Below are 25590 nucleotides of genomic sequence, written 5' to 3'. Positions count from 1 at the left end.
GGTGATGTCCTCCCCCTGTGTTGACATTGATAATAACAAAATTCTCCTAGCTTGTCAAGGGCCTATGAATGTTTAGCTTATGAAGGTATCCGAATCCTGGCCCAGGCTTTCATCCCGACGCTCCCCTCCCCCCTTCCAAAGGGGGGTTAGGGGGGATGGAGAGCGCGGGACTTCCCGCCAGGAAAGTTAAACTGCTTCAAGGTCGTCCTGAGTTACGGTTGCGAGTGGGAAAATATCGGGTGCTTGTTTATGGAAGATCGAGAAAACCGAGTATATGTTGTGACTACTATTGGTTCTCGTGGCGATGTGTATAAGTGATAGAGGAATATCCGACAAAAAGTCCTTCTTTACCAAGGGGGATTAACAAAATCTAGCTTAGAAGCTGTTTGTAAACTTATAAAAACCCCTCTCCAAACCTCTCTCCTGCTTTTGAGAGAGGTTTTGAAACCCCCATTCCCTCCCCCCTTACAAAGCTATCCCTTATAAGGAACTCCTGAAACCCTTGTGGGAGGGTGGGGAGGATGGGGAGGTGTGGGAGGAGGGGGAGGAAGAATCCCACCTACAATCATCAAAAAAATGTCTAATTCAATACACTTTTCTGCTGAAAAAGCCGTTTATTAAGCATGAACATAACTTGTCATTAATGCCCAAGTTTTATGTTAAGAAAGATGTTTATAAAGCATAGCTTACAAAGGGGGGTAGGGGGGATAGGAAGGGGGGATAGGAAGGGGGGATAGGAAGGTTAGGTTTTGAGGATGCATCGGTTCTATGCAATACTTGTCAAACAGGTTCTTAGACCAGTTGATATAAAAAATTAAAATTAACTTTCTCAAAAAAACAATGACTAACAGAATACTTAGGCATCGTTATCAAATTATCTCTGAGTTAGGAAAGGGTGGTTTTGGAACAACTTATTTAGCTGCCGATCAAGACCTTCCTAATCATCCTCAATGTGTGGTTAAACAACTAACTCCATCAGACCCACGACCAGAAGTTTTTCAAGTTGCTAAAACTTTATTTGATAAGGAAGCAAAAACATTACAACGTCTGGGAAAACACGAGCAACTTCCTCAGTTATTTGCCTACTTTGAAGAGGGTGGGCAATTTTATTTAGTTCAAGAATTTATTGAAGGTAATGATTTAACAAAAGAAATTTATCCTGGTAAAAAATTTAGTGAAAAACAAGCCATTCAACTATTAACTGAAATCTTAGAAGTTTTAAAATATGTACATGAGGAAAATGTCATTCATCGTGACTTGAAACCTCAGAATATTATGCGGAGAAAATCTGATGGAAAAATAGTTTTAATTGACTTTGGGGCAGTCAAAGAAATTAAAGTGTTATCTCTAACAGGTGAAGGTATTATAACTACAACAATAGCAGTGGGAACTCCTGGATATATGCCCACTGAACAAGCAGCAGGTCAACCGAGGTTTTGTAGCGATATTTATGCTGTGGGAATAACGATTATTGCAGCATTAACAGGAATGTCAGCAAATCAATTACCGAAAGACGATTCAACAGGTGAAATTATCTGGAAAAACCAAGTTAATGTCAGTGAAAAATTTGCTCGTGTTCTAGATAAAATGGTGTTGTATGATTGGAGAAATCGTTATCAAACCGTTGATGAAATAATTCCTCTACCACCTCCACCTCCCCCCAACAGTTGGGTCAAAAAAGTCTTAGGTGGCAATGGGGTCAAAGTCTTAGGTGTTGGTATTGGCAGTGCTGTCCTTGCTTTGATAATAGCTTCTATCAAGGGTAAAGCACTAATCGGAGACTACTCTCAACTAGAAGTGCTGCTTGCAGAAGAAAAGTGGAAAGAAGCAGATATAGAAACAGAAAAAATTATGCTTCAAGTTGCAGATCGAGAAAAAGAAGCATGGTTAGACCATGACTCAATAGATAAGTTTCCTTGTCAAGACCTCAAGAAAATAGACCAACTTTGGGTCAAAAGTTCTGATGGGCATTTTGGTTTTAGTATACGAAAACCAATCTATTTAAAAACAGGAAATCAGCTAAGAATTTTTCGACAGGAATCGTATGAGCGTTTTGGCGAAGAAGTTGGATGGCGCAAAAATGGGGAGTGGTTAACATATCCTGAGTTAGGCTTTAGTTTAAATTCCCCAGAAGGTCATCTTCCTGCTCCTCATCGTAAAAGAACAACTGCTCAGTTTGCTCCACACGCTTTTCTGCTGGATAGGTTAACTAAATGTGAGGCAGATTACTCTCAACTAGAAGTGCTGCTTGCAGAAGGAAAGTGGGAAGAAGCAGACAGAAAAACAGAAAAAATTATGCTTCAAGTTGCAAACCGAGAATCAGAAGGATGGTTAGAAAAGGCTGCAATATATAACTTTTCTTGTTCAGACCTCAAAAGAATAGACCAACTTTGGGTCGAAAATTCTAATGAACATTTTGGTTTTAGCGTACAAAAATCAATCTATTTAGATACAGGAAATAAACTAGGAAGTTACAAAAAGGAATTTTATGAACGTTTTGGCGAAGAAGTTGGATGGCGCAAAAATGGGGAGTGGTTAACATATCCTGAGTTAGTCTTTAGTTTAAATTCACCAAAAGGTCATCTTCCCGCTACCCATCGTAAAAGAACATCTTCGGCAATTGCTCAGTATGCTTTTCTGCTGGATAGGTTAGCTCAATGCAATAATCAATAAATTTTCTTTAAACCTCGCTTTTAAGGGCGAGGTTTTGTTTAATTAAAATTCAAGCGTTTTTCAAGTTAGTAAGGTACAGTTTTATCTTTGTTTAACATTATCAATAAAATCAGTTTAATTTGATTATTGCTATACTATAATTTAAAGTAATCATTTTTTTCAATAAAGCAATTATGAATGAATCCAAATTACTAACTGTAAAATTAATTTCCCTAGATTATAATCGCCTAGCAAAAGAAGCTCAAAAATTAAATTTACCCATAAATATATGAGCTTAATTAAGATTACTTAAATTCAGTATAGAAGAAATTCCACCTCAATTTGAGCAACAAAAAGCCAGAGAAGCGATCGCCCGTTTACGGGAAATTAGCAAAAATTTGTCTCCTGTAGATAGAGTAGCGATCGCCCGTGAAAGTCGAGCTGTAAATATTGGGAACAGTAGCGATCGCTCCTCTACATTTGTTGAGTAGAGGAACGTTCGAGTTTTTGTCTGTTTAACTTTTAAGCAAATCTATAACTACAACTGTTCTGGATCGACACCAAGAGAACGCAACATTTGTTCAAGTTGTTCAGCTCGTCGTTCTTGCTGTTCAGCACGTTGTTCTTGCTGTTCAGCACGTTGTTCTTGCTGAAGTTCTCGCTCTTCAGGAGTCATAAACCTATTGCCTTGAGAGTCATACCAATACAACCACTCTCGTTCGCAGTTATCGTTATAACCAACTTCCGATCCTATCCCCAGACCTATTTCTGGCATCCAGACGGGATTTCCTTGTAAACGTTGGTATACTCCATTTAATAAACGATACACTTCAAAACGCTTATGTTTGTCTCGCTTAGAATAATCTGGGTTATAGATAACATAATACAATACCCCTAACCGAGCGTAATCAATCATTTTTTCATCGTATTCATCTCCATAAGTTTTAGAAACAATTTCCAATACCAGTATCGGAACAATATAATTTTCCTCCCAAAGAATGTAGGAAGGTCGCAATTTATTATTTTTCAGTCGTGGAACTCCCACACTGAGGAAAGCATCAGGAACTATAGCAACTCTCGGATTCGATCCGGTGGTGTGGAAAATTCCCATATTTACGCCAAAAAACCAATCAGAGCGATCGCGCCATAACCGATTTAGAATTGTTCTTAGCAGGTTAGGAATGAGGATTTGTATTTCATGATCCACGGGTTTATCGTCTGAGTCTGGTAATTCGTCACTTGATGGTAGGTTGAGTAATTGATTGTAGTTTACCATAATAATTTGGTTGTGACCGGACTGTTTGATTTTAGCAAGTAAATAATATATTACGAGTACATTGAGTTACAAAAACTCAATATTATTGTACATAGTGAAGCGAACCCAAGAATTATACATCCTAATTCCTATTTGCTAATTAAAATGAGTCGCGATAGAACGACCTTCCGCGCTCCGGGAACGCGACTCATTTCAAGAAATTGTCATCAAGTTTTTGTCTGTTTAACTTTTAACTTGAGCGATCGCTATAATTGTTCTGGATCGATACCAAGGGAACGCAACATTTGTTGAAATTGTTCAGCACGTTGTCGCTGCTGTTGAGCTTCTTGTCGTTCCTGTTGAAGTTCTTGTTGAAACTGTTCAGCACGTTGTCGCTGCTGTTGAGCTTCTTGTTGAAATTGTTCAGCACGTTGTCGCTGCTGTTGAGCTTGTAGTTTTTGCTGAAGTTCTCCCTCTTCTGGTGTCATAAACCTGTTCCCTTCAGAGTCATACCAATACAACCACTCTTGTTCGGAACGGTAATGGTTACCAAATTCAGTTCCTATCCCCAGACCTATTTCTGGCATCCAGACTGGATTTCCTTTTAAACGTTGGTATGCTCCATTTAACAAACGATACACTTCAAACCGTTCGTGTTTGTCTCGCTTGGAATAATCTGGGTTATAAATAAGATAATACAAGACTCCCAACCGAGCGTAATCAATCATTTTTTTATCGTATTCCTTGCCATAGGTTTGAGAAACAATCTCCAATACGAATATGGGAACAATATAATTTTCCTCCCAAAGAACATAGGAAGGTCGCAATTTATCATTTTTTCGTCGTGTAACTCCCAAACTGAGGAAACCATCAGGAACTATAGGAACTCTAGGACTAGAACCGGTGGTGTGGAAAATTCCCATATCCACGCCAAAAAACCAATCAGAGCGATCGCTCCATAACCGATCTAAAATTAGCAGTAGCAGGTTAGGAATTAGGTTTTGTATTTCATTATCCACGGGTTTGTCGTCTGAGTCTGGTAATTCGTCACTTGATGGTAGGTTCAGTAATTCGTTGTAGTTTACCATAATAATTTGATTGTGACATTTGAGTTATTTTATTTTAGCAAAAAAAGTCTTTCTCTGTTTATTGCTATACTATAATTCAAAGTAATCATTTTTTTCAATAAAGCAATTATGAATGAATCCAAATTACTTAGGACTTATGCAAAGAAACCCGGTTTCTACGATCAATTGTTGTTTTTGACAATAAACATCTACGAGAAACCGGGTTTCTGGGTTCGTCTGCGTAAGTCCTGTTACTAACTGTAAAATTAAGTTCTCGATTATTATAATCGCCTAGCAAAAGAAGCTCAAAAATTAAATTTACCCATAAATATATGAGCTTAATTAAGATTACTTAAATTCAGTCTAGAAGAAATTCCACCTCAATTTGAGCAACAAAAAGCCAGAGAAGCGATCGCTGGTTTACGAGAAATAGGCAAAAATTTTTCCCCTGTAGATAGAGTAGCGATCGCCCGTGAAAGTCGAGAAGATTTAGAGCAAAGCTATATTTTTTAGCTAATAATGAATGTTGTCATTAATTTTAATTGCCAATCTTAGCTATTAAACCATTTAATAAATTTCATCATGGGAACCAATATCAATCAAAACAATTCAAGATTCTTCTGAATCTTCATCCTCAACAAAATTAAAAATAATACGACAATCATAAGCAACTGAACAAGACCATAAACCTTGCAAAGAACCAGTCAATTTATGAGATTTGAGGGATGGAGTAAATGGGTCATTACCTAGTAAATACAAAGCATTAATAATCTTTTCCTGAAGTTCAGGATTTTTTTTAATTAATTTCCTAAAAGCACGTTGAAAACGATTATTCCAAACTATCTTCCTCATCCAATAAATCGGCAATCAAATCATCCACAGTTCCTATTTTTGCTGTTCCTTATTTGAAAGATTCTAAAATAGCTTGAGCATCATTAGCAATCTCCAAACGTCGCTTTTCAATTCTTCTTTTTTTGATTAGCTCAAATAAATAATCTTGCTCATCAATAGAAAGTTTTTCAACAGAATCTATAATTTCTTGAAAAGATATTGTACTCATATTTTTTGTATACTCCTTAAAATTAGTTGAATTTGATTATTACTATACTATAATTTAAAGCAATCATTTTTTTCAATCAAGCAATGATGAATCAATCCAAATTACTAACTGTAAAATTAAGTTCTCGATTATTATAATCGCCTAGCGAAAAAAAACTCAAAAATTAAATTTACCCATAAATATATGAGCTTAATTAAGATTACTTAAATTCAGTCTGGAAGAAATTCCAGCTCAATTTGAGCAACAAAAAGCCAGAGAAGCGATCGCTGCTTTACGGGAAATAGGCAAAAATTTATCCCCTGTAGATAAGGATTAATTTTGATGATTATAGCATTTTTTTGCAGAAAGGGAAGTGGGGAGCGATCGCTTTTCAGATCGATCAACTATATCCTCATAACCAAAACCCTTTCAATAATGGATAATGGATAATTACCTCTCCCTAAATGGGAGGCTTTAAACCTGAATTATTTAATTATTTAATTGTTTAATTGTTTCGGTAAGGGCAAATGGCCATTATCCCCTACAAAAGTTAAAAGTAATCTCTGATAATATAATGTGTATCAACTGTCAAAATTCCCGATCTATATTTACATAAACCTGAAATTTGTTGTAAGTATTTGTTGGGTTTCCTGCGTCAACCCAACCTACAAGTTAGTAAATCTTTGTTGGGTTTCGTGCCTCAACTCAACCTACAAATAAGTTAAAATATTTCAATGTAAACCCAACTCAAAAAAAATCAAGAAAACAATCATGGTAGACCTCACAATTAAACTCTGAAACTCTTCCCTATTGCCCATTGCCTATTCCCTATTCCCGAAAAGCGGTAAGATTTTTATACACAAATATATTAGAGGATTGCTATATTCCCTGTTCCCTAAAAAAACAATGACTAACAAAATACTTATCAATCGTTATCAAATTATATCTGAGTTAGGAAAAGGTAGTTTTGGAACTACTTACCTAGCAGTTGATTTAGACTCTCCTAATCATCTTCAATATGTTGTTAAACAACTAGCTCCATCAGACCCCAGACCGAAAGTTTTTCAAGTGGCTAAAAAATTATTTGAAAAAGAAGCAAAAGCTTTACAAAATTTGGGTAAACATAATCAAATACCTAAATTTTTTGACTACTTTGAAGAGGGAGGACAATTTTATATTGTACAAGAATTTATTGAAGGAAATGACCTAGGAAAAGAGATTTATTCTCAAAGTATTTTGACAGAAAATGAGACCGTTCAACTATTAATTGAAATCTTAGAGGTTTTAAAATATGTACACCAACAAAATGTAATTCATCGTGACTTAAAACTTCAGAATATTATGCGGAGAAAATCTGATGGCAAAATTGTCTTAATAGATTTTGGAGCGGTAAAAGAAATTAAAGGATTAACAGTCACAAGTTCAGGTCATGCAACTACAACAATAGCAGTGGGAACTACTGGATATATGCCTAGCGAACAAGCAGCAGGTAAACCTAAGTTTTGTAGTGATATTTATGCTGTCGGAATGATAGGTATTGAAGTATTAACAGGAATGCGGGTAAATCAGTTTTCTGAAAACCCATCTACTGGTGAACTGATCTGGAAAAACCAAGTTAATGTGAGTAATAATTTGGGTTTAGTTCTCGATAAAATGGTTACTGAATATTGGAAAAATCGTTATCAAACTGTTGATGAAGTGATGGGGGAATTAAGGAAGATTGTTAAACCCACACCTTCTAAAAAACGTTTGCTAATTCCTTCTCGTATTGTTACTTCTCGTATTGCTGCTGCTTTGGGTATTGTTGCTGTGGGTGGTATTGCTTCTGTTATCTTTGCTTCTATGTTATCAAAAGGAGTCATAGAAGCAGGAGAAGGGCAAGATGTGGAGGCAATGTACAATAGTTTGGATGCTTTGGCAGAAGCAGGACAATGGCGCAACGCAGATCGACAGAATTGGCAATTAATTAACCAAATTGGCGATCGAGATGGGGATTACTCTTACATATCTGTGTCAGAGGCAAAGCAATTTTCTTGCCCAGATTTGCAGCGAATTAATAAAATTTGGACACAAAGATCGAACGGCAAATTTGGCTACACTGCCCAACTTCAGGTAATTGATGGCAATGGGGATACCCTGGAAGCTTTTCGAGACAATGTTCAAGCTTGGCGAAGGTTCGCGATCGCTGTAGGATGGAAAACAGGAACAGATAAGGATGATGATGGTTATCTCTCAGATAACGAACTTCAGTTTACAATAGATGCTCCAAAGGGACATCTCGGTACCGACGGTGAGAATTTTGATTTAATTATCACTCGCGCTGCCAATTGTGAATTATGATATAAAGAGATTTGAAAAATTATTTCAACTCTATTTGCATAGCTTAATCTTCCTAAGAACTAATATTAATTACAGTGCTTTTCAGATTGATGACCTCACGTTATAATCAAAACCCTGTAGGGGCGATTCGCTTAATTAGGAGCATGACCTTAGGAAATCGCCCCTACAGTGGTCTACCGAAATGAAAACCGCTGTAAGTTTTGCTGAATTTTTGTTTTTTATTTATGAACAGTATATTACGAGTTAAACTGCTAAGACTGATACTCCTGAGTGTCATAATCTTTATTGTCATTGCTTGTGGTGAAAATTCTCCTATTAATGGTGACGCTATTTCAGAGCGTATTACATTTGGAGAAATATCCTTAGCAAATCCAGAGGAAGTTAGACCTGAAAGAGAAAGAGGAATTAATTCAATTGCCAATGGAAATTACGATCAGGCATTTAGAACTTTAACTAATTACTTGGAATCAACACCCAATGATCCAGAAGCACGAATTTTTCTGAATAATCTAGAAGTTGAAAAAAATAAAAAACCTTACCACGTTATTGCTGTATCTATGCCAATTAGTAGTAATTTGAATGCTTCTCTGGAAGTTTTGCGTGGAGTTGCTCATGCTCAGTATGATTGGAATTTTTCTAAATCGGGTGGTGAAGGAATGTTGAAAATAGCAATTGCTGATGATGATGATAATAACCCTAATAATGGTACGAAAATTGCCGAAGAAGTTGCCACAGAGTTAGGGAAGAGAAAGGAAATTCTAGGAGTAGTTGGTCACTACTCAAGTGACGCTTCCCTAGCAACAGCAAATATTTACAAGGATAACCAACTTGTATCGATATCTTTTAGTACCTCTGTTGAGCTAACAAATTACAGTCCTTATTTTTTTCGCACCGTACCTAACGATCAAGCAGCTGCAAAAGCTTTAGCAAAATATGCTCAGACTGAGTTAAACTCAGTAAAAGCAGTGGTATTTTATAACTCAGATAGCAAGTACAGCAAATCGCTAAGTCAAGAATTTATCTCTGAGATAGGGAGAAGGAATATTATTCTGAGAGAAGACCCAGATTGCGATCTATCTACATGGTCAAAAAATCCTGAAGATTGGCGTGATCAAGCAACTAAAGTTCTCAATAGGGCAAAAGATTCAGCAAATGTGTTGATGCTAGCTCCCACTACAGGTTATTTAGATCGAGCTCTGGAAATACTTCAGGTTAATCAAGGGAATTTACCAGTATTAGGTGGGGATGAGGTTTACTCTGCAAAGACTCTTGAGAAAGGTCGAGATAGTGCTGTAGGAATGATTGTAGCTATAGCATGGGATATTGAAGTAAATGAGACTAACTCAGATTTTCCAGAACGCTCTCAAAAACTTTGGGGAACTTCAAGCGTGAATTGGCGAACAATTACTGCGTATGATGCAGTTCAAGCTCTTGGGAAAGCAATTGACGATCAAGCTCAACCAACTCGTGAAGGTGTTCGGGAGGAGTTATCATCAAACTTTTCTACACCTGGAGCATTCAAAACAGTTAAATTTTTAGACACTGGGGATTATGATGGTGATATTCAATTAGTAAAAGTGGTTAAAAAAGGTTCTGGGTATGACTTTGTACCTATTAATCCTTAGACTTCTTGCAGAAGTCAGGGAATAGGGAATAGGGAATAGGGAATAGCGGTGCGACCCCGCGACGACGACAGCTCGCTTGCGGAACGCGCACCAAGAGAGGGAATGAAATTGTTGATTTCATATCTTGAATTGATTTCATTTTTGATTTTTGGAGATGTCTCTTAAGGAAATCATACCGTTTCACGGAGGTCAAAAGTCAATATTCAAAAGCCAAAAATCAGATTTATAGACTCAGAACTTCTAGCTACAGTCATTTCAGGAAATAATTTTACATCTAAAGACTGTAAATTATGATATAAAAAGAGTTGAAAAACTTTTTCAACCTCTTTCTTTTTAGAACTAGGGGAGAATTCAATTATCCATTATTGATAATGGATAATGGATAATTACCTCTCCCTAAAAGGGAGAGGATTGACCAAGAAGGAAAAAATTTATTTTTTTCCCCTTTATTGGGGAGGCTTTAAACCTGAATTATCTAATTATTTAATTGTTTAATTGTTTAATTATTTCGGTAAAAACATAAATATAGGTTAATCCTCCTAATAACTAATATTAGTTGATTTTAGCTAAATTTTTATTATTTCTACTTATGAACAAGATATTACGAGTTAAACCGCTAAGACTAATACTCCTTAGTTTCATAGTCTTTGTTGTCGTTTCTTGTGGCGATCTCAATCCTTATAGACCTAGTGGTGAAACTGAAACTATTTTGGAGAATACTAGCGCTATTTCAAAACGTATTACATTTGGAGAAAAATCCTTAGCATTTGGTCAAGAGAGCTTTAATCCTCAAAGAGAAAAAGCAGTTCGTTCAATTGCTGATGGTGAAGATGATACTGCAACTAGAATTTTAACTGATTACTTGAAATCAAAACCTAACGATCCAGAGGCACGAATTTTTCTGAATAATCTCAAAGTTAAAAATCCCTACCATACTATAGCTGTATCTGTACCAATTAGCAGCAATTTGGGTGCTTCTCAGGAAATTTTGCGTGGAGTTGCCCATGCTCAGTCTGATTGGAATAATTCTAGGTCAGTTAGTGGAGGAATGCTGAAAGTAGCAATTGCTGATGATGATGATGATAACCCTAATAACGGTACAAAAATTGCCGAAGAAGTTGCTACAGAGTTAGCAAAAACAAAGGAAATACTAGGAGTGGTTGGACATTACTCCAGTGATACTTCCCTAGCAACTGCCAATATTTACGAAAAAAATCAGCTTGTATCTATTTCTCCTATTAGTACCTCTGTGCAACTGATAGATAACACTCCTTATTTTTTTCGTACTGTACCTAGCGATCGTGCTGCCGCACAAGCTTTAGCAAGATATGCTCAAGCTCAGTTAAATTCACCAAAAGCAGTTGTGTTTTATAACTCAGATAGCAACTACAGCAAATCACTAAGTCAAGAATTTATCTCGCTTTTAGGGACTTTGAATATTATTCGGCGGGAAGATCCAGATTGCGATCTATCTACATGGTCAAAAAATCCTGAAGATTGGGGTGAGAAAGCAACTGAAGTTCTCAAGAAGGCAAAAAGAGATTCAGCAAATGTGTTAATGCTAGCTCCCAGTTCAGGTTATTTAGATCAAGCTCTGGAAATAGTTCAGGTTAATAAAGGGAATTTACCAGTATTAGGTGGGGATGATGTTTACTCTCCAAGAACTCTTGATAAAGGTCGAGATAGTGCTGTCAAAATGGTTGTAGCTATAGCATGGGACATTGACGCAAATGAGACTGACTCAGATTTTCCCAAACGCTCTCAAGAACTTTGGGGAACCGCAAGTGTGAATTGGCGAACTATTACTGCGTATGATGCAACTCTAGCTCTTGCAAAAGCAATTGATGATCAAGCTCAACCAACTCGTGAAGGTGTTCGGGAGAAATTATCATCAAACTTTTCTACACCTGGAGCGTTCAAAACAGTTAAATTTTCAGACACTGGTGACTATGATGGTGATATTCAATTAGTAGAAGTGAAAAAGATTGGTTCTCAGTATGATTTTGTACCTCTAATGACATACCTGATAAATTAATGGCAAAAATTCAAGAATTAGTAGGTAAAGTAGGTTGGGTTAAGCGATAGCGCAACCCAACTCAAAAAAAACCAAGAAAACAATTATAGGCAACCTCACAATTAATGACATACCTGATGATTTAATGGCAAAAATTCAAAAATTAGCTAATAACAATAATCGCACCTTAAGGGAACAAGTTATTGTAGTCTTAAAAATAGTTTGACGAGAGGGAGAACTAATATTTATAGTTTCCCCAGATACAGATCTCTCCTAGGAAGACAGACGGAAAATGACACCGGAACTTATAGCCAGAATTGAACGTAATTTTCAAATTAATAAACTTCATCATGGGAGCTAATATCAATCAAAACAATAAAAGACTCTTCTGAATCTTCATCCTCAGTAAAAGTAAATATAATACGACAATCATAAGCAACTGAACAAGACCATAAATCCTGCAAAGAGCCAGTTAATTTATGAGATTTCAGGGATGGAGTAAACGGGTCATTACCCAGTAAATATAAAGTATTAATAATCCTTTCCTGAAGCTCAGGATTTTTTTTAATTAATTTCCTAAAGGCAAGTTTAAAACGATTATCCCAAACTATCTTCATCATCTTGCTCATCTAATAAATCGGCAATCAAATTATCCACACTTCCTATTTTTGCTGTTCCTTGTTTGAAACGTTCTAAAGTAGCTTGAGCATTAACAGCAATTTCTAAACGTCGTTTTTCAATTCTTCTTTTTTTGATTAGCTCAAACAAATAATCTTGCTCATCAATAGAAAGTTTTTCAATAGAATCTATAATTTCTTGAAAAGATATCATACTCATATTTTTTGTATATTACTCTCTTAGTTTTTAAGTTCCTTATCAATAAAATCAGTTGAATTTAATTATTACTAGACTATAATTTTAAATAATCATTTTTTTTCAATAAAGTAATTATGAGTCAATCAAAATTACTCACTGTAAAATAAGGGGGAACGTTTTTGGAGCGTCAACTTCAGTAGGGGCGAATGGCCAGCAAGTCCCTACTGACTTCTGACTTCTTTGAAAGGCCCACTTTACCGAAATCCAGTTTAGTGTAATTTTCCTGGATTTCTTTTAAAATGATCGAAAATTAGAGAATCAATTCCCCTGACAATATTTAAAATATTAAACAACCTTATACCATTTTATAAAATTCAAAATTCAAAATTCAAAATTCAAAAAATCAGATTTTATCGGCTCAAAACTTTGACACTGTAGTAATTTCAGGAAATTATTTCACATCCAATTTAAAAGTGAATTAGTATTAAGTTATTTTGTAATTCCTGACTCCTAAAAATTCAGATAAATTCATCATAAATTCATCAAAAAAACAATGACTAACAAAATACTTAGACACCGCTATAAAATTTTATCAGAATTAGGTAAAGGTGGTTTTGGCACCACTTATTTAGCTACCGATATAGACCTTCCTAATCATTCTGAATGTGTGGTTAAACAACTTGCTCCATCTGACCCCAGACCAGAAGTTTTTAAAGTTGCTAAAACTTTATTTAAAAAAGAAGCAATTACATTACAACGTTTGGGAGAACATAATCAAATTCCCAGATTATTTGCCTACTTTGAAGAAGAGGGACAATTTTATCTGGTTCAGGAATTTATTGAAGGTAACGATCTAACAAAAGAGATTCATCCAGAGCAAAAAATTACTGAAGAACAAGCTACTCAACTATTAATTGAAACCTTAGAAGTTTTAAAGTATGTACATCAACAAAATGTCATTCATCGTGACTTAAAACCCCAGAATATTATGCGGAGAAAAGATGATGGAAAAATAGTTTTAATTGACTTTGGAGCAGTCAAAGAAATTAAAGGATTAACTGTTACAACTGGAGGTCATACAACCCACACAATAGCAGTAGGAACTCCTGGATATATGCCTGGGGAACAAGCAGCAGGTCAACCGAGATTTTGTAGTGATATTTATGCTGTGGGAATGATGACTATTGAGGCATTAATAGGAATGCCCGCAAATCGATTAACTAAAGACTTATCAACAGGTGAATTGATCTGGAAAAACCAAGTTAATGTGAGTGAAAAATTGGGTAGAGTTCTCGATAAAATGGTTTCAGATTATTGGAGAAATCGTTATCAAACTGTTGATGAAGTAATGGTGGACTTAAATGATAATAATTATGGGGATAATCAATCCCAGGTAGAAACAGTTTTAACACAGAAAAATCAGACTTATAATGATAACGCTCAATCCCAGGCAGCAACAGTTGTAACCCCAAAAAATCAGCTTGATAATGAGGAACCTACTGTTGTTGCTTCTAATAATCAGCAACCTAATGATATTCGTTCTTGTCCCCAACCATTTACTCGTCCCCAACTTTCATCAATTCCCCCTCAAACTAGGGTCAAAATCGCCTTAGGTATTGCTGGCGCTGCTATTCTTGCTAGTATTATGATTATTCCTAATCTTTTCAAACCAAAAGAAATACATATTCATAGGCAAGTAGAAATATCGTTACCATCACCTACTGTCAACGAGCAAAACCAGGAAACATCTTCTCCATCACCATCACCTACTGTCAGCGAGCAAGACGGGGAAAAATTGTTACCACCACCACCACCACCACCATTACCTCCCCTTCCTCCCCTTCCTCCCCTCAATGAGGCCCAAAAAACAGAAATTAGAGAAAAAGTTCTCAATAAGCTGGAAACAGTTTCACCTGCAACAACTCCTAATACTATCTCCTACGCTACAAATATTTCTGAAATTAACACCCTTAATGCTCATAGCGACTGGATTCGTTCTGTTGCGATCAGTCCGGATGGAAAGACTATTGTTAGTAGTAGCTATGACAAAACTATTAAGGTTTGGGATTTAGCAACTGGTAGTCTCAAGAGAACTCTCTCTGGTAATCGTACGCCAGTTATTTTCGTTACTATCAGTCCCGATGGGCAAACAATTCTTAGTGGTAGCAATAATGGCACGATTAAGGTTTGGGATTTAGCAACAGGAAATCTCAAAACTACTATGAGTGGTCATACTAACTCGGTTTATTCTCTTGCCGTAACTCCTGACAGGCAAACTCTCGTTAGTGGTAGCGCTGATGGCAAGATCAAGGTTTGGGATTTGGCATCAGGAACTCTCAAAAATAGTATTACTGCTCATGGTAATGCTGTTTATTCTGTTGCTGTAACTCCTAACGGCCAAACTATTGTGAGTAGTAGCGGTGATGGTACGATTAAGGTTTGGGATTTAACAACAGGAACTCTCAAAGCTACTCTCAGAGGTCATAACAACCAAGTTTTTTCTGTTGCCATCAGTCCCGATGGGCAAACTGTTGTGAGCGGTAGTGCTGACCGCACGATTAAGGTTTGGGATTTGGCATCGGGTAATCTCAAACGGACTCTTGCTGGTCATAGCAAGGATATTTGGTCTGTCGCCATTAGCTCAGATGGGAAAACTATTGTTAGTGGTAGCGAAGACTATACTATTAAAATCTGGGATTTGGCAACAGGAACTCTCAAGGATACTCTGACAGGTCATACACAGGTGGTTACATCTGTTGCGATTGGTGCCAATGGGCAGAATATTATTAGTGGTAGCGATGACAAAACTATTAAAGTCTGGGGTAAATTAAACTAAGATACTCTACAGCAGTTTTCATTTCGGTAGACCACAGTAGGGACGTTCCATGGAACGTCCCTACTGGGTTTTGGTTGTGACGATGTGGTTTATCAATCTGAAAAGCGCTTTCAACAATTAATAATGAATAATGAATAATGAATAATTAATAATTATTAATTCTTGAAAAGAAGAGGATTGACTCAAAGGAAAGTTTTTATTTATTATCCCCTTAAAAGGAGAGGCTTTAAACCAAAACTTTTCGGTAAAGCCTCTCGTTTAAAGGAGAAAAAAGCGGTCGTTTGCGGAGCATTCCGTAATTATCAGGACTTACGAAAGGCATTATATATATATAGAGTCTTGGTGCGTTACGCTAGCGCTAACACACCCTACCAATAGCGTTCATGCTTCAACAATGAATAATTAATAATGAATAATTAATAATTACCTCTCCTTGAAAAGAAGAAGTAATTATTAATTATGAAAATTTTTATTTATTATCCCCTTAAAAGGGGAGGCTTTAAACCAAAATTTTTCGGTAAGTCCTAATTATTAATTATTAATTGTTAATTATTAATTATTTAACGGGACTTGCCAAATTTTAATCGTTTTGTCATTACTCCCACTCGCTAAACTCTTACCATCCTGACTAAACATCACCGAAAACACATCGCTCGCATGACTCTTCAGAGTTTCTAACAACTCCCCAGTAATAGCATCCCATAAATTAATACTGCCATTGCGATATCCACTAGCAACTATTTTGCCATTCGGACTAAATGCTACCGATAAAACATCACTCATACCATATTTCAAATTTTGTGTCGGTGTCGAAATAAGTTCCCCTCCATAAACCTGCCATAACTTAATCGTGCCATCCCGACTACCACTCGCCAATATTCCACCATCTGGACTAAAAGTTAGCGATCGCACCCAGTCTGAATGACCTTTAACTGAAAATAACTCTTTTGCCTTTTGCAGATTCCATATTTTAATGGTTTGGTCGCGACCCCCACTTGCCAAAATTCCACTATCTTGATTAAAAGCAACAGCATGAACTCGGTCTTCATGTCCGACTAGAGTAAACCAGCGCTTCGCCTTCTGCAAATTCCAAATTTCAATAGTTTTATCCCTACCCCCACTTGCCAACATTTGATTATCGGGACTAAACGCCACCGTATCCACCCAGTCAGAATGACCAAGCAAAGTAAACCAACGTTTGCCTTTTTTCATATCCCAAATTTCAATAGTTTTATCCCGACTGCCACTCGCCAACAGTTCCCCATCTTGACTAAATGCGACTGCTTGCACCGAGTCACCATGACCAGTGAGAGTAAACCAACGTCTGCCTTTTTTCATATCCCAAATTTCAATGGTTTTATCCCGACTAGCACTCGCTAAAGTTTCCCCATTCGGACTAAATGCTACTGAGTTTACCGAGTCAAAATGTCCGGTTAAGGTCAAGACACATTTCCAAGTTGACTGTTGCGGTTGAGGAATAACAGTCGGTTGCACAATATGAGGCGGTACAGTAATGGAATTTGTCTGTTGTTTAGTTTGGGGTTTCGGAGGTTGGTATGTTGGTATAGGTGCTCTCGCAGGAGTTTGAGATGTGGGTGTTCTGGTTGGAGATGGTGTAGGTGGAGAAATATTAGGGATATTAGGCAGTTTGATGTCTGGGTTTAATTCTTTCATTACTTCGGCAGCAGACTGGTAACGCATTTTGGGATTAGTTGCTAGCATTTTATCAAGAATTCTCGCTAACATACTATTAATAGATCGATCCACATAATCTCGCCATACCCATTGATCTTTCATCACATCAAATAGATCGAAAGGAGATACTTGAGTCAATAAATAAATACAAGTTACTCCCAAACTATAGATATCGCTGGCAAAAATTGCATGACCTCTTACTTGTTCTGGAGCGACATATTCGGGACTGCCAATAATTGTTCCTGGTTGCATTAAAGAAGTTCCAGTAATTACTTTCGCTGCACCAAAATCAACTAATACTAATTGATTGGTATTAGTCATCCATCCAGTAGTTTGTGGAGGTGAACTCCTGCGAATAATATTTTCTGGTTTTATATCCCGATGAATTACTTTATGTTCGTGAATAAACTGTAAAACTGGTAATAGTTCAGTCAAGATTTGTTTGATTTGATTACTATCAAACTGACCCTGTTTTATTGACTCTTGAGCTAAATTAGAACCGTCGATAAATTCTTGTACTAAATATTGATTATTATCCTGTTCAAAGTGAGCTAATAATTCGGGAATTTGTGGATGTTTACCAAGTTCATCTAATCTAACAGCTTCCTGTTGAAATAGTTCAGCAGCTTTTTTTGGGTCGCCACTATTTTGAGGTAAAAATTGTTTAATTACACAAGGGGGGTGAGAAGGTTTATCTTCATCTACGGCGAAAAATGTCCGACCAAACCCACCCCTACCGATAGGTTTAATAGGGCGATATCTTTCTCTGAGGAGCAACTTTGACCCACAGGCGAGGCAGTATAACGTCCCATCAGGATTTTGGGGATTTTGGCATTGGGGATTGAGGCAATAACTCATATTAACAATATTAGGCTACTATCTCTATATTAATTTAGGGAGTAGGGATTCAATAATTAATAATTAACAATTAATAATTAATAATTATTAATTACCTCAAAATAAGGTCTAAAACCTCCCTTTCTAAGGGAATAAAAAAATCAACATCTGTATTTCAATCCCAATAGTTCAGGCAGAGGTACTGTTAACGAAGTTAGAAGTTAGAAGTCAGAAGTCAGAAGTTATTTTTGTAACGGAGGTTTGATCCCCGCTCCAAAAATATTTCGCCAATCAAGGCGGGGTTTTAGACCCAATTATTTTGATAACTAAAATGCTCATGTCAATATTTTAAATTGGCATAATATCGTCGAGTTGCAGTTGTAAATTAGGGAGTAGGGAGTAGGGAATAGGGAATAGGGAATAGGGAATAGGTACTGATAACTGAAATGCCCCTGTCAATATTTTAAGTTGGCATAATTTCGTCGAGTTGCAGTTGTAAATTAGGAAATATATAAGAATAAATAGGCTCTCCCAAACGATATTGTTTTTGCTGATATACACCATTTACTAACTGGCAAATTGTGAAAGTAGGTTGTTGAGGATTACCAATAAATTGCAAACCACCCAATCCCATAAAATCCACAATCCAATATTCTGAAATATTTAAAAAAGCATATTCTTCTACTTTTCTAGCATAATCATCTTGCCAATTTGTACTGACAACTTCTGCAACAAGTTTAATGGTACTACCGTTACAAATTATTGGTTCTTTTTGCCAAAGAGGTTCTTTAATTAGTTCTGATTTATCTAAAATAATCACATCAGGACGTAGGGCAGTTGCTTGCGCAAATAAAGGTTTTAGTAAACAATTTTTGGGAATCAACCAGTTGAAATTATTCCGAAAAATTTCAACATAAATTCTACCAGCAATACTCCCAGCAACAGCTTCGTGATGGCCATTAGGCTGCATATCTCTTAGTTCTCCGTCAATGAGTTCATAGCTTGTATTATCTCCATATTGGATAATAAATTCTTCAAAGCTTAGTTGTTTAGATGAAGTATAGGTCATTTCAGTTATCAGTTATCAGTTATAGCAATACGATTTAAGTTGTGAGATACTGGAGACTTTTAGGGAACAGGCAACAGAGAATAGGGAAGAAGACAAAAACGAACATATTAGACATCTCCAGAAAAGAGGAAATACTTGACTGAGAATAGGAGAAAATAATTGATGATTTATGGATAAGAATTGAGTTTATTTTTTCTTGGTGGAGATATCTATTAAACATAATTTAGCTTTCTTATTATAGTTATTAGATACATATTAATTTTGATTTTCTAATAGTTCTAAAAATTCATCTACAACTTTATCAGGTTCTTGATAACATTTTTTCGAGTCAAACCGATGAACTCTGACACCATTTCGCTCAAAATCTCTTTCTCTTTCTTGTTCTTCTACTCGTCTTTCAGGTTTATGATAAAAACCATCAACTTCGAGAATTGCCCACTTAAAACCTTTGGTAGTTTTGTAGCAAATTAGGAAATCTGGTTCTTTATTTTCACGCCCTTTTTTTGTAGTGAGACGGGCGGCACTGTTAGGAAAAAAAAGTAAGTTTCTTTTGTCGAGTTCTTCTGCTATTTTAACTTCTGATTGAGAACGAAAATTGAGATGTTCCCATGTAATAATATTGTCTATTTTTAAACTTTTAAATCTGCCGTTATTTAATGGTAAGGAGTCGAGAATAGTTCCTGTAATATTAGCATTATCTAATCTGGCATTTGTTAAGTCTGCACCTGCTAAGTTGGCATTGGTTAAATTGGCATTAGTTAGGTTTGCTTCTGTGAGGTTAGCTTCGGCTAAGTTTGCTTTAGTTAAGTTGGCGTTTTGGAGGTTTGATTTTGTTAGGTTGGCATTGCATAAAGAAGCGTGAGCTAGTTTGGTGTTACTTAAGTTGGCACTACTTAAGTTAGCGTGTGGCAGATATGCCCAAATTAAGTTAGTATCACTCAAGTTAGCACCACTCAAGTTGGCATCACTCAAGTTTATATAGCTCAAATCAGCACTACTCAAATTAGCACCACTCAAACTGGCATCACTCAAGTTTGTATAGCTCAAATCAGCATTACTCAAATTAGCACCATTCAAATTAGCACCATTCAAATTAGCACTACTCAAATTAGCACCATTCAAATTAGCACCATTCAAATTAGCACCATTCAAATTAGCATCATTCAAGTTTGCACTACTTAATTCGGCACCACTCAAGTTTGTATCACTCAAGTTTGTATACATCAAGATGGCACTATATAAATTAGCAAAACTCAAGTCGGCAAAATGCAAGTCGGCACAACTCAAGCGGGCAAAAACTAAGTTAGCACGACTCAATTTTGTATGGATCAAGGTACTATTGTGTAACCAGGCATCATTCAAGTTGGCATTACTCAAGTCAGCATTACTCAATTGGGCATCACTTAATTGGGCATTACTCAAGTCGGTATTACCCAAGTTGATACCTCTCAAGTTGACATAATCCAAATCAACACCACTCAAATTAACACCCCGAAAATCTCTTTCTCCACTGTCGTAACGCCTAAAAAGTTGATCAATATCCATATCAAATCTCACATTATTAACAACTACTATATTATAATATTATAATTCTAAAAGCCAAACCAATAATATTTTCATTGTCAGAGCAATCCTAAATAAGTTGTAATATTTTATAGTAGGGGTTTGGTCTCCAAACCCTAGTATAAATGGGATTTTTCAACCAAACTCCTACAGTTTTCAACACACAAATAATTTAGGATTACTATAGAGCGATCGCCCATACAAAACTATAAGGTTTGAGTAAAATAATTTGATTATCCCAGTCCCAAAATTACTCAAGGATAAATTATAGGAACTCAAAATTAAATTTTGAATATGACTAGAAAATTAGCTTTCAAGCTTTTTCTTTAAAGGGGATAAAAAAAGAAAATTCAGTGCCTTATTGTTGTTGGGTTTCCTATGTCAACCCAACCTACGCTTATCAAGTTTATTGTACCATTCTATTCTAACGGTGCGTGACGGCCATAAGAATATAAATTTTCCAAGATAAAATTAAAAATGCCGTCACACACCCTACTTAATCTTTTGACTTTTAGCGTTCATTTATTGTAAACTTTACTCATAATAACTAACCCAAACCAACTATTATCAATGACGGCAAATATTCCCAATCAATTCATAGAACGATCGCCCCTATCAGTAGCAGGAATTACTTTTTATATCAAAGATATTTTAGAAGAAGATTACCAACTTCAACAAATATCAGTTATGGGAGAAGTCTCTAGCGCCAAGCTAAATTCAGGAAATTTATATTTCACCCTTTCTGAACCAGATAATTCTGCCTCTATTCCCTGTGCTATTTGGAGAAGTACCCTCAAAAATATTGATCATCAACCTGAAAAAGGAGAACAAATAATCGTCACAGGTAGAATTAGTCTTTATCCTCCTAGAGGCGACTATAAATTAATAGTTAATACTGTCTTTCTTGCCGGAGAGGGAATCCAAAATATCCGCTATTTACAACTTCGTTCTCGTCTAGAAGCAGAAGGTTTATTTGACCAAGAAAATAAGCAAATTATCCCTGAATTTCCTCAAACAATTGCCGTTGTTACCTCGAATACTGCTGCTGCCTGGGGAGATATTCAACGCACAATTAAACAACGCTTTCCTTTTGTGAAAATATTATTATCTCCAACATTAGTACAGGGAGAATTTGCTCCTCCTGCCATAGTTGAAGCTATAAAAAAAGTTGAATTAGACGGACGTGCCGAAGTAATAATTTTAGCAAGAGGGGGTGGAGCAGTAGAAGATTTATCCTGTTTTAATGATGAAAGAGTTATTAGAGTAATTGCTGATTGTAAAATTCCAATTATTACGGGTATCGGTCATCAAAGAGATGAAACTTTAGCAGATTTAGTGGCAGATTATTCTGCTCATACTCCTACCGCAGCAGCAGAAAAAGTTGTGCCTGATCAAAATCAACTTTATGCCGAACATTCTCAAAGAGTTGAAAGAATTATTGATGCTTTGAGAGCTAGGTTTGATGAAGAAAAAGCAAATTTAAAGTCTCTGAAAAATCGTCTGAAAAATATTCCTCAAACTTCCCGAACTTTGGATAAAGCAACTTTTAAATGTCAGATGTTAAGGCAAAAGTTAGCAGCAATTGACCCTAAAGCAGTTTTATCTAGAGGTTATGCAGTTGTGCAAAAAAATGATGGTAAGTTGGTAAATTCAACGTCGGATTTAACAACTGACCAAGAATTGATAATTCAGTTAAATCATGGTAAGGTAAAAGTTAAAATTATGGATATTTTAGAATCTGACACTCTGGAGTAAAAAAATGGAATTTGATTATGAGGAAACTGTCATTAATATTGAAGAGATTATTAGTGAAATTGAATCGGGAGAACTGACTTTGCAAGAAGTATTTGAAAAGTTTTCTCTTGCTGTGGCAGATTTGCAAAAGTGTGAAGTTTTTCTCACTCAAGGTGAACAAGAAATGAATTTATTGATTGAAACTTTGGAGGATGGCACACAAGGATTTGGCCACGGATATACGGATTCATAAGGATAAATATCTGAAGCTTTTCTCTTTCAAAGTCAACAAGAAATTAATTTATTAATTGAAACTTTGGAGGATCATTTTTAGTAGGGATGGCACACAAGGATTTGGCTACGAATGTACGGATTAGTATGGAGATTCATAAGGATAAATATCTGAAGCTTTTCTCTTTCCAAGTCAACAACAAATTAATTTATTAATTGAAACTTTGGAGGATGATTTTTAAGCCATGGCACACAAGGATTTGGCCACGGATATACGGATTCATAAGGATAAATATCTGAAGCTTTTCTCTTTCCAAGTCAACAAGAAATGAATTTATTAATTGAAATTTTGGAGGATGATTTTTAAGCCATGGCACACAAGGATTCTGCCACGGATATACGGATTCATAAGGAGATTCATAAGGATAAATATCTGAAGCTTTTCTGTTTCCAAGTCAACAAGAAATGAATTTATTAATTGAAATTTTAGAGAATAGTGAGCTACAGTTTAATACTAATCTCTATTCCCTATTCCCTATTCCCTATTCCCTAAAACTAATAGACATCTCCAAAAGTAAAAAATAAAATCGATTATTATCCATAAATCATCAATTATTATTCCCTGTTCCCTGTTCCCTGTTCCCTCTTTTCTGGAGATGTCTAATAATTATAAAAATGAAAATTTACCGTTAATTAGTAATTTTTCCTCATCCCCTTTCTGAATTTGAAAATTTCCAAAAGACTCTTCTTTTAAGATTGGAGAAATTAATTTTACATCAGTAAATTGATTTAAAGACATATCTTTTTCACAAGAAAATCCGTTGTTTATCGGATAAAAATCCTCTTTTGTACTGTTATTGATTTCCATCAAAAATATCGCAGGCATTTCTGGATTTGTGAAATAGGAACTGTGCATATAGATAGTGAAACTTTTACCATATAAATTGTATTGAGGTTGATAGAGTTCAAAATCATTTTTCTCTATCTCTGAAAGTTCACCTCTAAATCCTATTCCATAAGGGGAACCAGATTTATTTCTGAAATTATCCACCCTTTGATGAAATTTAAGAAAGTTTTTCAAGGACTCTTCTCTACTTCTCAGATATATTAGTTCTAAAAAATTCTTCTCAAAAAAAATCAACCTTGAGCTGGTTCCTTGCTCAGTATGCTCCCCAATTTCAGAAGGAGAAAATCCCAGTGATAATATTTTGTTTATGGCATCAGTATCATCTTCAACAATTCTAAAAACATGGTCTACTTCCAGATTTTCATACATATTTGAAATCCTCCTTAAAGTTCTGGTAGTAGTATAAGCGATCGCTAAAAAAAAATCAACTATCAACTATCAATTATCAATTATCCATTATCCATTATTTTTAAACCAACCTTAACCTAAAAAAAAGACTTTAAAAGTTATCATACTAAAGTCGATTATTCCTAAATATATGACTATCGCAGAAGTAACTGACCGTAATAACAATGATATCTCCCTCGGTGATACAACCACCGTAGAAGGAGTAGTCATAGGAGACTTCCAAGGTAGCGATGAAATGAATGGTTTTTTCATCCAAGACCCCAATGGTGCGCCTGACTCCCCTTCCTCTAATGGAATATTTGTCTTTGTTCCCGAAGCAAATGAAGATTTTTTTGGCTTTGATGTAGAAGTGGGGCAAACAGTAGAAGTCACTGGAGAAGTTGCCGAATTTAACGGACGTCGCCAACTTGATTTTATCAGCGATATTTCCATTCTCAACGACGAAATTAACGCCATCGAACCCACAGTTATTAACTTTCCCGAAGCTACAGATGGAGAATTAGAACGTTTTGTGGGAACCCTGGTCACAATACCTCAAGAAATGACTGTCAGTCAAAACTTTTTCTTAGGACGTTACGGTCAGTTAACTTTATCTTCTCCTGACGAAAACGGTATTCCCGGTCGTCTATTCCAACCTACCCAATTATTTACTCCGGGAAGTGACGCTGCTAACCAGTTGTTCTCGGATAATGCGGAACGGTTATTAGTATTAGATGACGGTCAGGATATTAACCCTTTTGGCGATAACCCAGATCCCGCTCCCTATTTTCAAGAATTGCCTAACGGTAGTCTAACTTTAAGAGCGGGTGCAACTACATCTAATCTTGTGGGTGTGTTAGACTTTGGTCGAATTAACTCATCGTCAGATCCCAATGTCGATTTAAGGTTGCAACCCACTGTTGAACCTACTTTTCAAAACCGAAACCCCAGGACACCAGAACCGGAAAATGTGGGTGGAGATATTAAAATTGGCAATTTTAATGTTTTAAATTATTTTACCACCCTAGACGAACGCGGTGCTGATAATGCGGAAGAGTTTGAGCGTCAGCAACAGAAAATTTTTGATGCGCTCATAGATATAGATGCAGATGTAGTGGGTTTGGTAGAAATAGAAAATAATGGTTTTGGTGCAGATAGTGCTATTCAAAACTTAGTAGACGGATTAAACGAAGCACTGACGGAAGCAGGGATTAGCGATGTCACTTATGATTTTATCGATCCAGGAGTAGATCAAATTGGTGTTGATGCCATCACTAATGCTTTGATTTATAATACTCAAACTATTGAACCAGTGGGCGATAGTGCGATTATCGAAACAGGTGCTTTTTCTCCAGATAATACTTCTGATAATGGTGGCGATGGTGGTTATAATCGCCCCCCTCTAGCTCAAACTTTTAGCGAAATTGAAACAGGGGAGCTATTCACTGTAGCAGTCAATCACTTTAAATCTAAACGAGATCCAGATGAAGATGCAGAAGTAAGAGCGGGCGATCTAGACTCTA

General features: G+C 36.1%; 20 protein-coding genes. 9 read left to right on the top strand and 11 right to left on the bottom strand.

The features are described 5' to 3' along the window. The first annotated feature begins 502 nt into the window (after positions 1-502). Positions 503-685, top strand: a complete 183-nt coding sequence (locus F6K40_RS25165) for a hypothetical protein (protein WP_293139837.1) — start codon at positions 503-505, stop codon at positions 683-685. Between the two features lie 155 nt (positions 686-840). After that, entirely contained in the window at positions 841-2673 is a 1833-nt protein-coding gene (locus F6K40_RS25160) for a serine/threonine-protein kinase (RefSeq protein WP_293139836.1), read from the top strand. A gap of 517 nt (positions 2674-3190) precedes the next feature. On the opposite strand, the gene F6K40_RS25155 is transcribed toward F6K40_RS25160, so the two are convergent. From F6K40_RS25155 to F6K40_RS25135, 5 genes are all read right to left on the bottom strand, one after another. Next, on the bottom strand, positions 3191-3928 hold the full coding sequence (locus F6K40_RS25155) for a Uma2 family endonuclease (RefSeq protein WP_293139835.1): 738 nt from the start codon (positions 3926-3928) through the stop codon (positions 3191-3193). A gap of 245 nt (positions 3929-4173) precedes the next feature. Next, a complete protein-coding gene (locus F6K40_RS25150) occupies positions 4174-4995 on the bottom strand; it encodes a Uma2 family endonuclease (RefSeq protein ID WP_293139834.1) in 822 nt (273 codons plus the stop codon). A 588-nt stretch (positions 4996-5583) separates the two neighbouring features. Continuing rightward, complete coding sequence (locus F6K40_RS25145; RefSeq protein WP_365672725.1) at positions 5584-5841, bottom strand: type II toxin-antitoxin system RelE/ParE family toxin; 258 nt, start codon at positions 5839-5841, stop codon at positions 5584-5586. Between the two features lie 34 nt (positions 5842-5875). Next, complete coding sequence (locus tag F6K40_RS25140) at positions 5876-6034, bottom strand: hypothetical protein (protein WP_293139833.1); 159 nt, start codon at positions 6032-6034, stop codon at positions 5876-5878. 209 nt (positions 6035-6243) lie between these two features. Next, a complete protein-coding gene (locus tag F6K40_RS25135; protein WP_293139832.1) occupies positions 6244-6417 on the bottom strand; it encodes a hypothetical protein in 174 nt (57 codons plus the stop codon). Between the two features lie 502 nt (positions 6418-6919). Between F6K40_RS25135 and F6K40_RS25130 the strand changes: the two genes are divergently transcribed. The 3 genes from F6K40_RS25130 to F6K40_RS25120 all read left to right on the top strand — a co-directional run bounded on the left by F6K40_RS25130 (position 6920) and on the right by F6K40_RS25120 (position 12013). Continuing rightward, positions 6920-8353, top strand: coding sequence for a serine/threonine-protein kinase (locus tag F6K40_RS25130; protein ID WP_293139831.1), 1434 nt, complete (start codon positions 6920-6922; stop codon positions 8351-8353). Positions 8354-8577: 224 nt separating this feature from the next. Further along, positions 8578-9978 carry an ABC transporter substrate-binding protein gene (locus F6K40_RS25125; protein WP_293139830.1) on the top strand — a complete coding sequence of 467 codons (1401 nt, stop codon included), beginning with the start codon at positions 8578-8580 and terminating at the stop codon, positions 9976-9978. Positions 9979-10567: 589 nt separating this feature from the next. Continuing rightward, positions 10568-12013: an ABC transporter substrate-binding protein gene (locus tag F6K40_RS25120; protein WP_293139829.1), complete on the top strand. Its 1446-nt coding sequence runs from the start codon at positions 10568-10570 to the stop codon at positions 12011-12013. Positions 12014-12327: 314 nt separating this feature from the next. On the opposite strand, the gene F6K40_RS25115 is transcribed toward F6K40_RS25120, so the two are convergent. Together F6K40_RS25115 and F6K40_RS25110 are read right to left on the bottom strand one after the other, a co-directional pair. Then, positions 12328-12612: a type II toxin-antitoxin system RelE/ParE family toxin gene (locus F6K40_RS25115; protein WP_293139828.1), complete on the bottom strand. Its 285-nt coding sequence runs from the start codon at positions 12610-12612 to the stop codon at positions 12328-12330. Further along, positions 12590-12829, bottom strand: a complete 240-nt coding sequence (locus F6K40_RS25110) for a hypothetical protein (RefSeq protein ID WP_293139827.1) — start codon at positions 12827-12829, stop codon at positions 12590-12592. Before F6K40_RS25110 ends, F6K40_RS25115 begins: the two co-directional genes overlap by 23 nt. Positions 12830-13361: 532 nt before the next feature. Here F6K40_RS25110 and F6K40_RS25105 point away from each other — a divergent pair. Continuing rightward, positions 13362-15644, top strand: a complete 2283-nt coding sequence (locus F6K40_RS25105; protein ID WP_293139826.1) for a serine/threonine-protein kinase — start codon at positions 13362-13364, stop codon at positions 15642-15644. A gap of 552 nt (positions 15645-16196) precedes the next feature. Here the strand turns inward: F6K40_RS25105 and F6K40_RS25100 are convergent. The 3 genes from F6K40_RS25100 to F6K40_RS25090 all read right to left on the bottom strand — a co-directional run bounded on the left by F6K40_RS25100 (position 16197) and on the right by F6K40_RS25090 (position 20790). Next, positions 16197-18197 (bottom strand): serine/threonine-protein kinase, encoded by a 2001-nt coding sequence (locus tag F6K40_RS25100; RefSeq protein ID WP_293139825.1) that lies wholly within the window; start codon positions 18195-18197, stop codon positions 16197-16199. Positions 18198-18639: 442 nt separating this feature from the next. Beyond that, on the bottom strand, positions 18640-19245 hold the full coding sequence (locus tag F6K40_RS25095) for a Uma2 family endonuclease (protein ID WP_293139824.1): 606 nt from the start codon (positions 19243-19245) through the stop codon (positions 18640-18642). A 255-nt stretch (positions 19246-19500) separates the two neighbouring features. Next, the gene (locus tag F6K40_RS25090; RefSeq protein ID WP_293139823.1) at positions 19501-20790 is read right to left on the bottom strand and encodes a pentapeptide repeat-containing protein; all 1290 of its coding nucleotides are present in this window, start codon (positions 20788-20790) and stop codon (positions 19501-19503) included. Positions 20791-21378: 588 nt separating this feature from the next. Between F6K40_RS25090 and xseA the strand changes: the two genes are divergently transcribed. Together xseA and xseB are read left to right on the top strand one after the other, a co-directional pair. Next, entirely contained in the window at positions 21379-22563 is a 1185-nt protein-coding gene (xseA, locus tag F6K40_RS25085; protein ID WP_293139822.1) for an exodeoxyribonuclease VII large subunit, read from the top strand. 4 nt (positions 22564-22567) lie between these two features. Continuing rightward, positions 22568-22795, top strand: a complete 228-nt coding sequence (gene xseB / locus F6K40_RS25080; RefSeq protein WP_293139821.1) for an exodeoxyribonuclease VII small subunit — start codon at positions 22568-22570, stop codon at positions 22793-22795. Between the two features lie 645 nt (positions 22796-23440). On the opposite strand, the gene F6K40_RS25075 is transcribed toward xseB, so the two are convergent. Continuing rightward, complete coding sequence (locus F6K40_RS25075) at positions 23441-24115, bottom strand: VOC family protein (protein ID WP_293139820.1); 675 nt, start codon at positions 24113-24115, stop codon at positions 23441-23443. A 103-nt stretch (positions 24116-24218) separates the two neighbouring features. Between F6K40_RS25075 and F6K40_RS25070 the strand changes: the two genes are divergently transcribed. Continuing rightward, the coding region (locus tag F6K40_RS25070) for an ExeM/NucH family extracellular endonuclease (protein ID WP_293139819.1) at positions 24219-25590 on the top strand (1372 nt) is incomplete at its 3' end.

The sequence above is a fragment of the Okeania sp. SIO3I5 genome (assembly GCF_010672085.1).
GTDB lineage: Bacteria > Cyanobacteriota > Cyanobacteriia > Cyanobacteriales > Microcoleaceae > Trichodesmium.
Note: the sequence above shows the minus strand (reverse complement) of the source record. Positions and strands in the feature narration are given on the sequence as shown.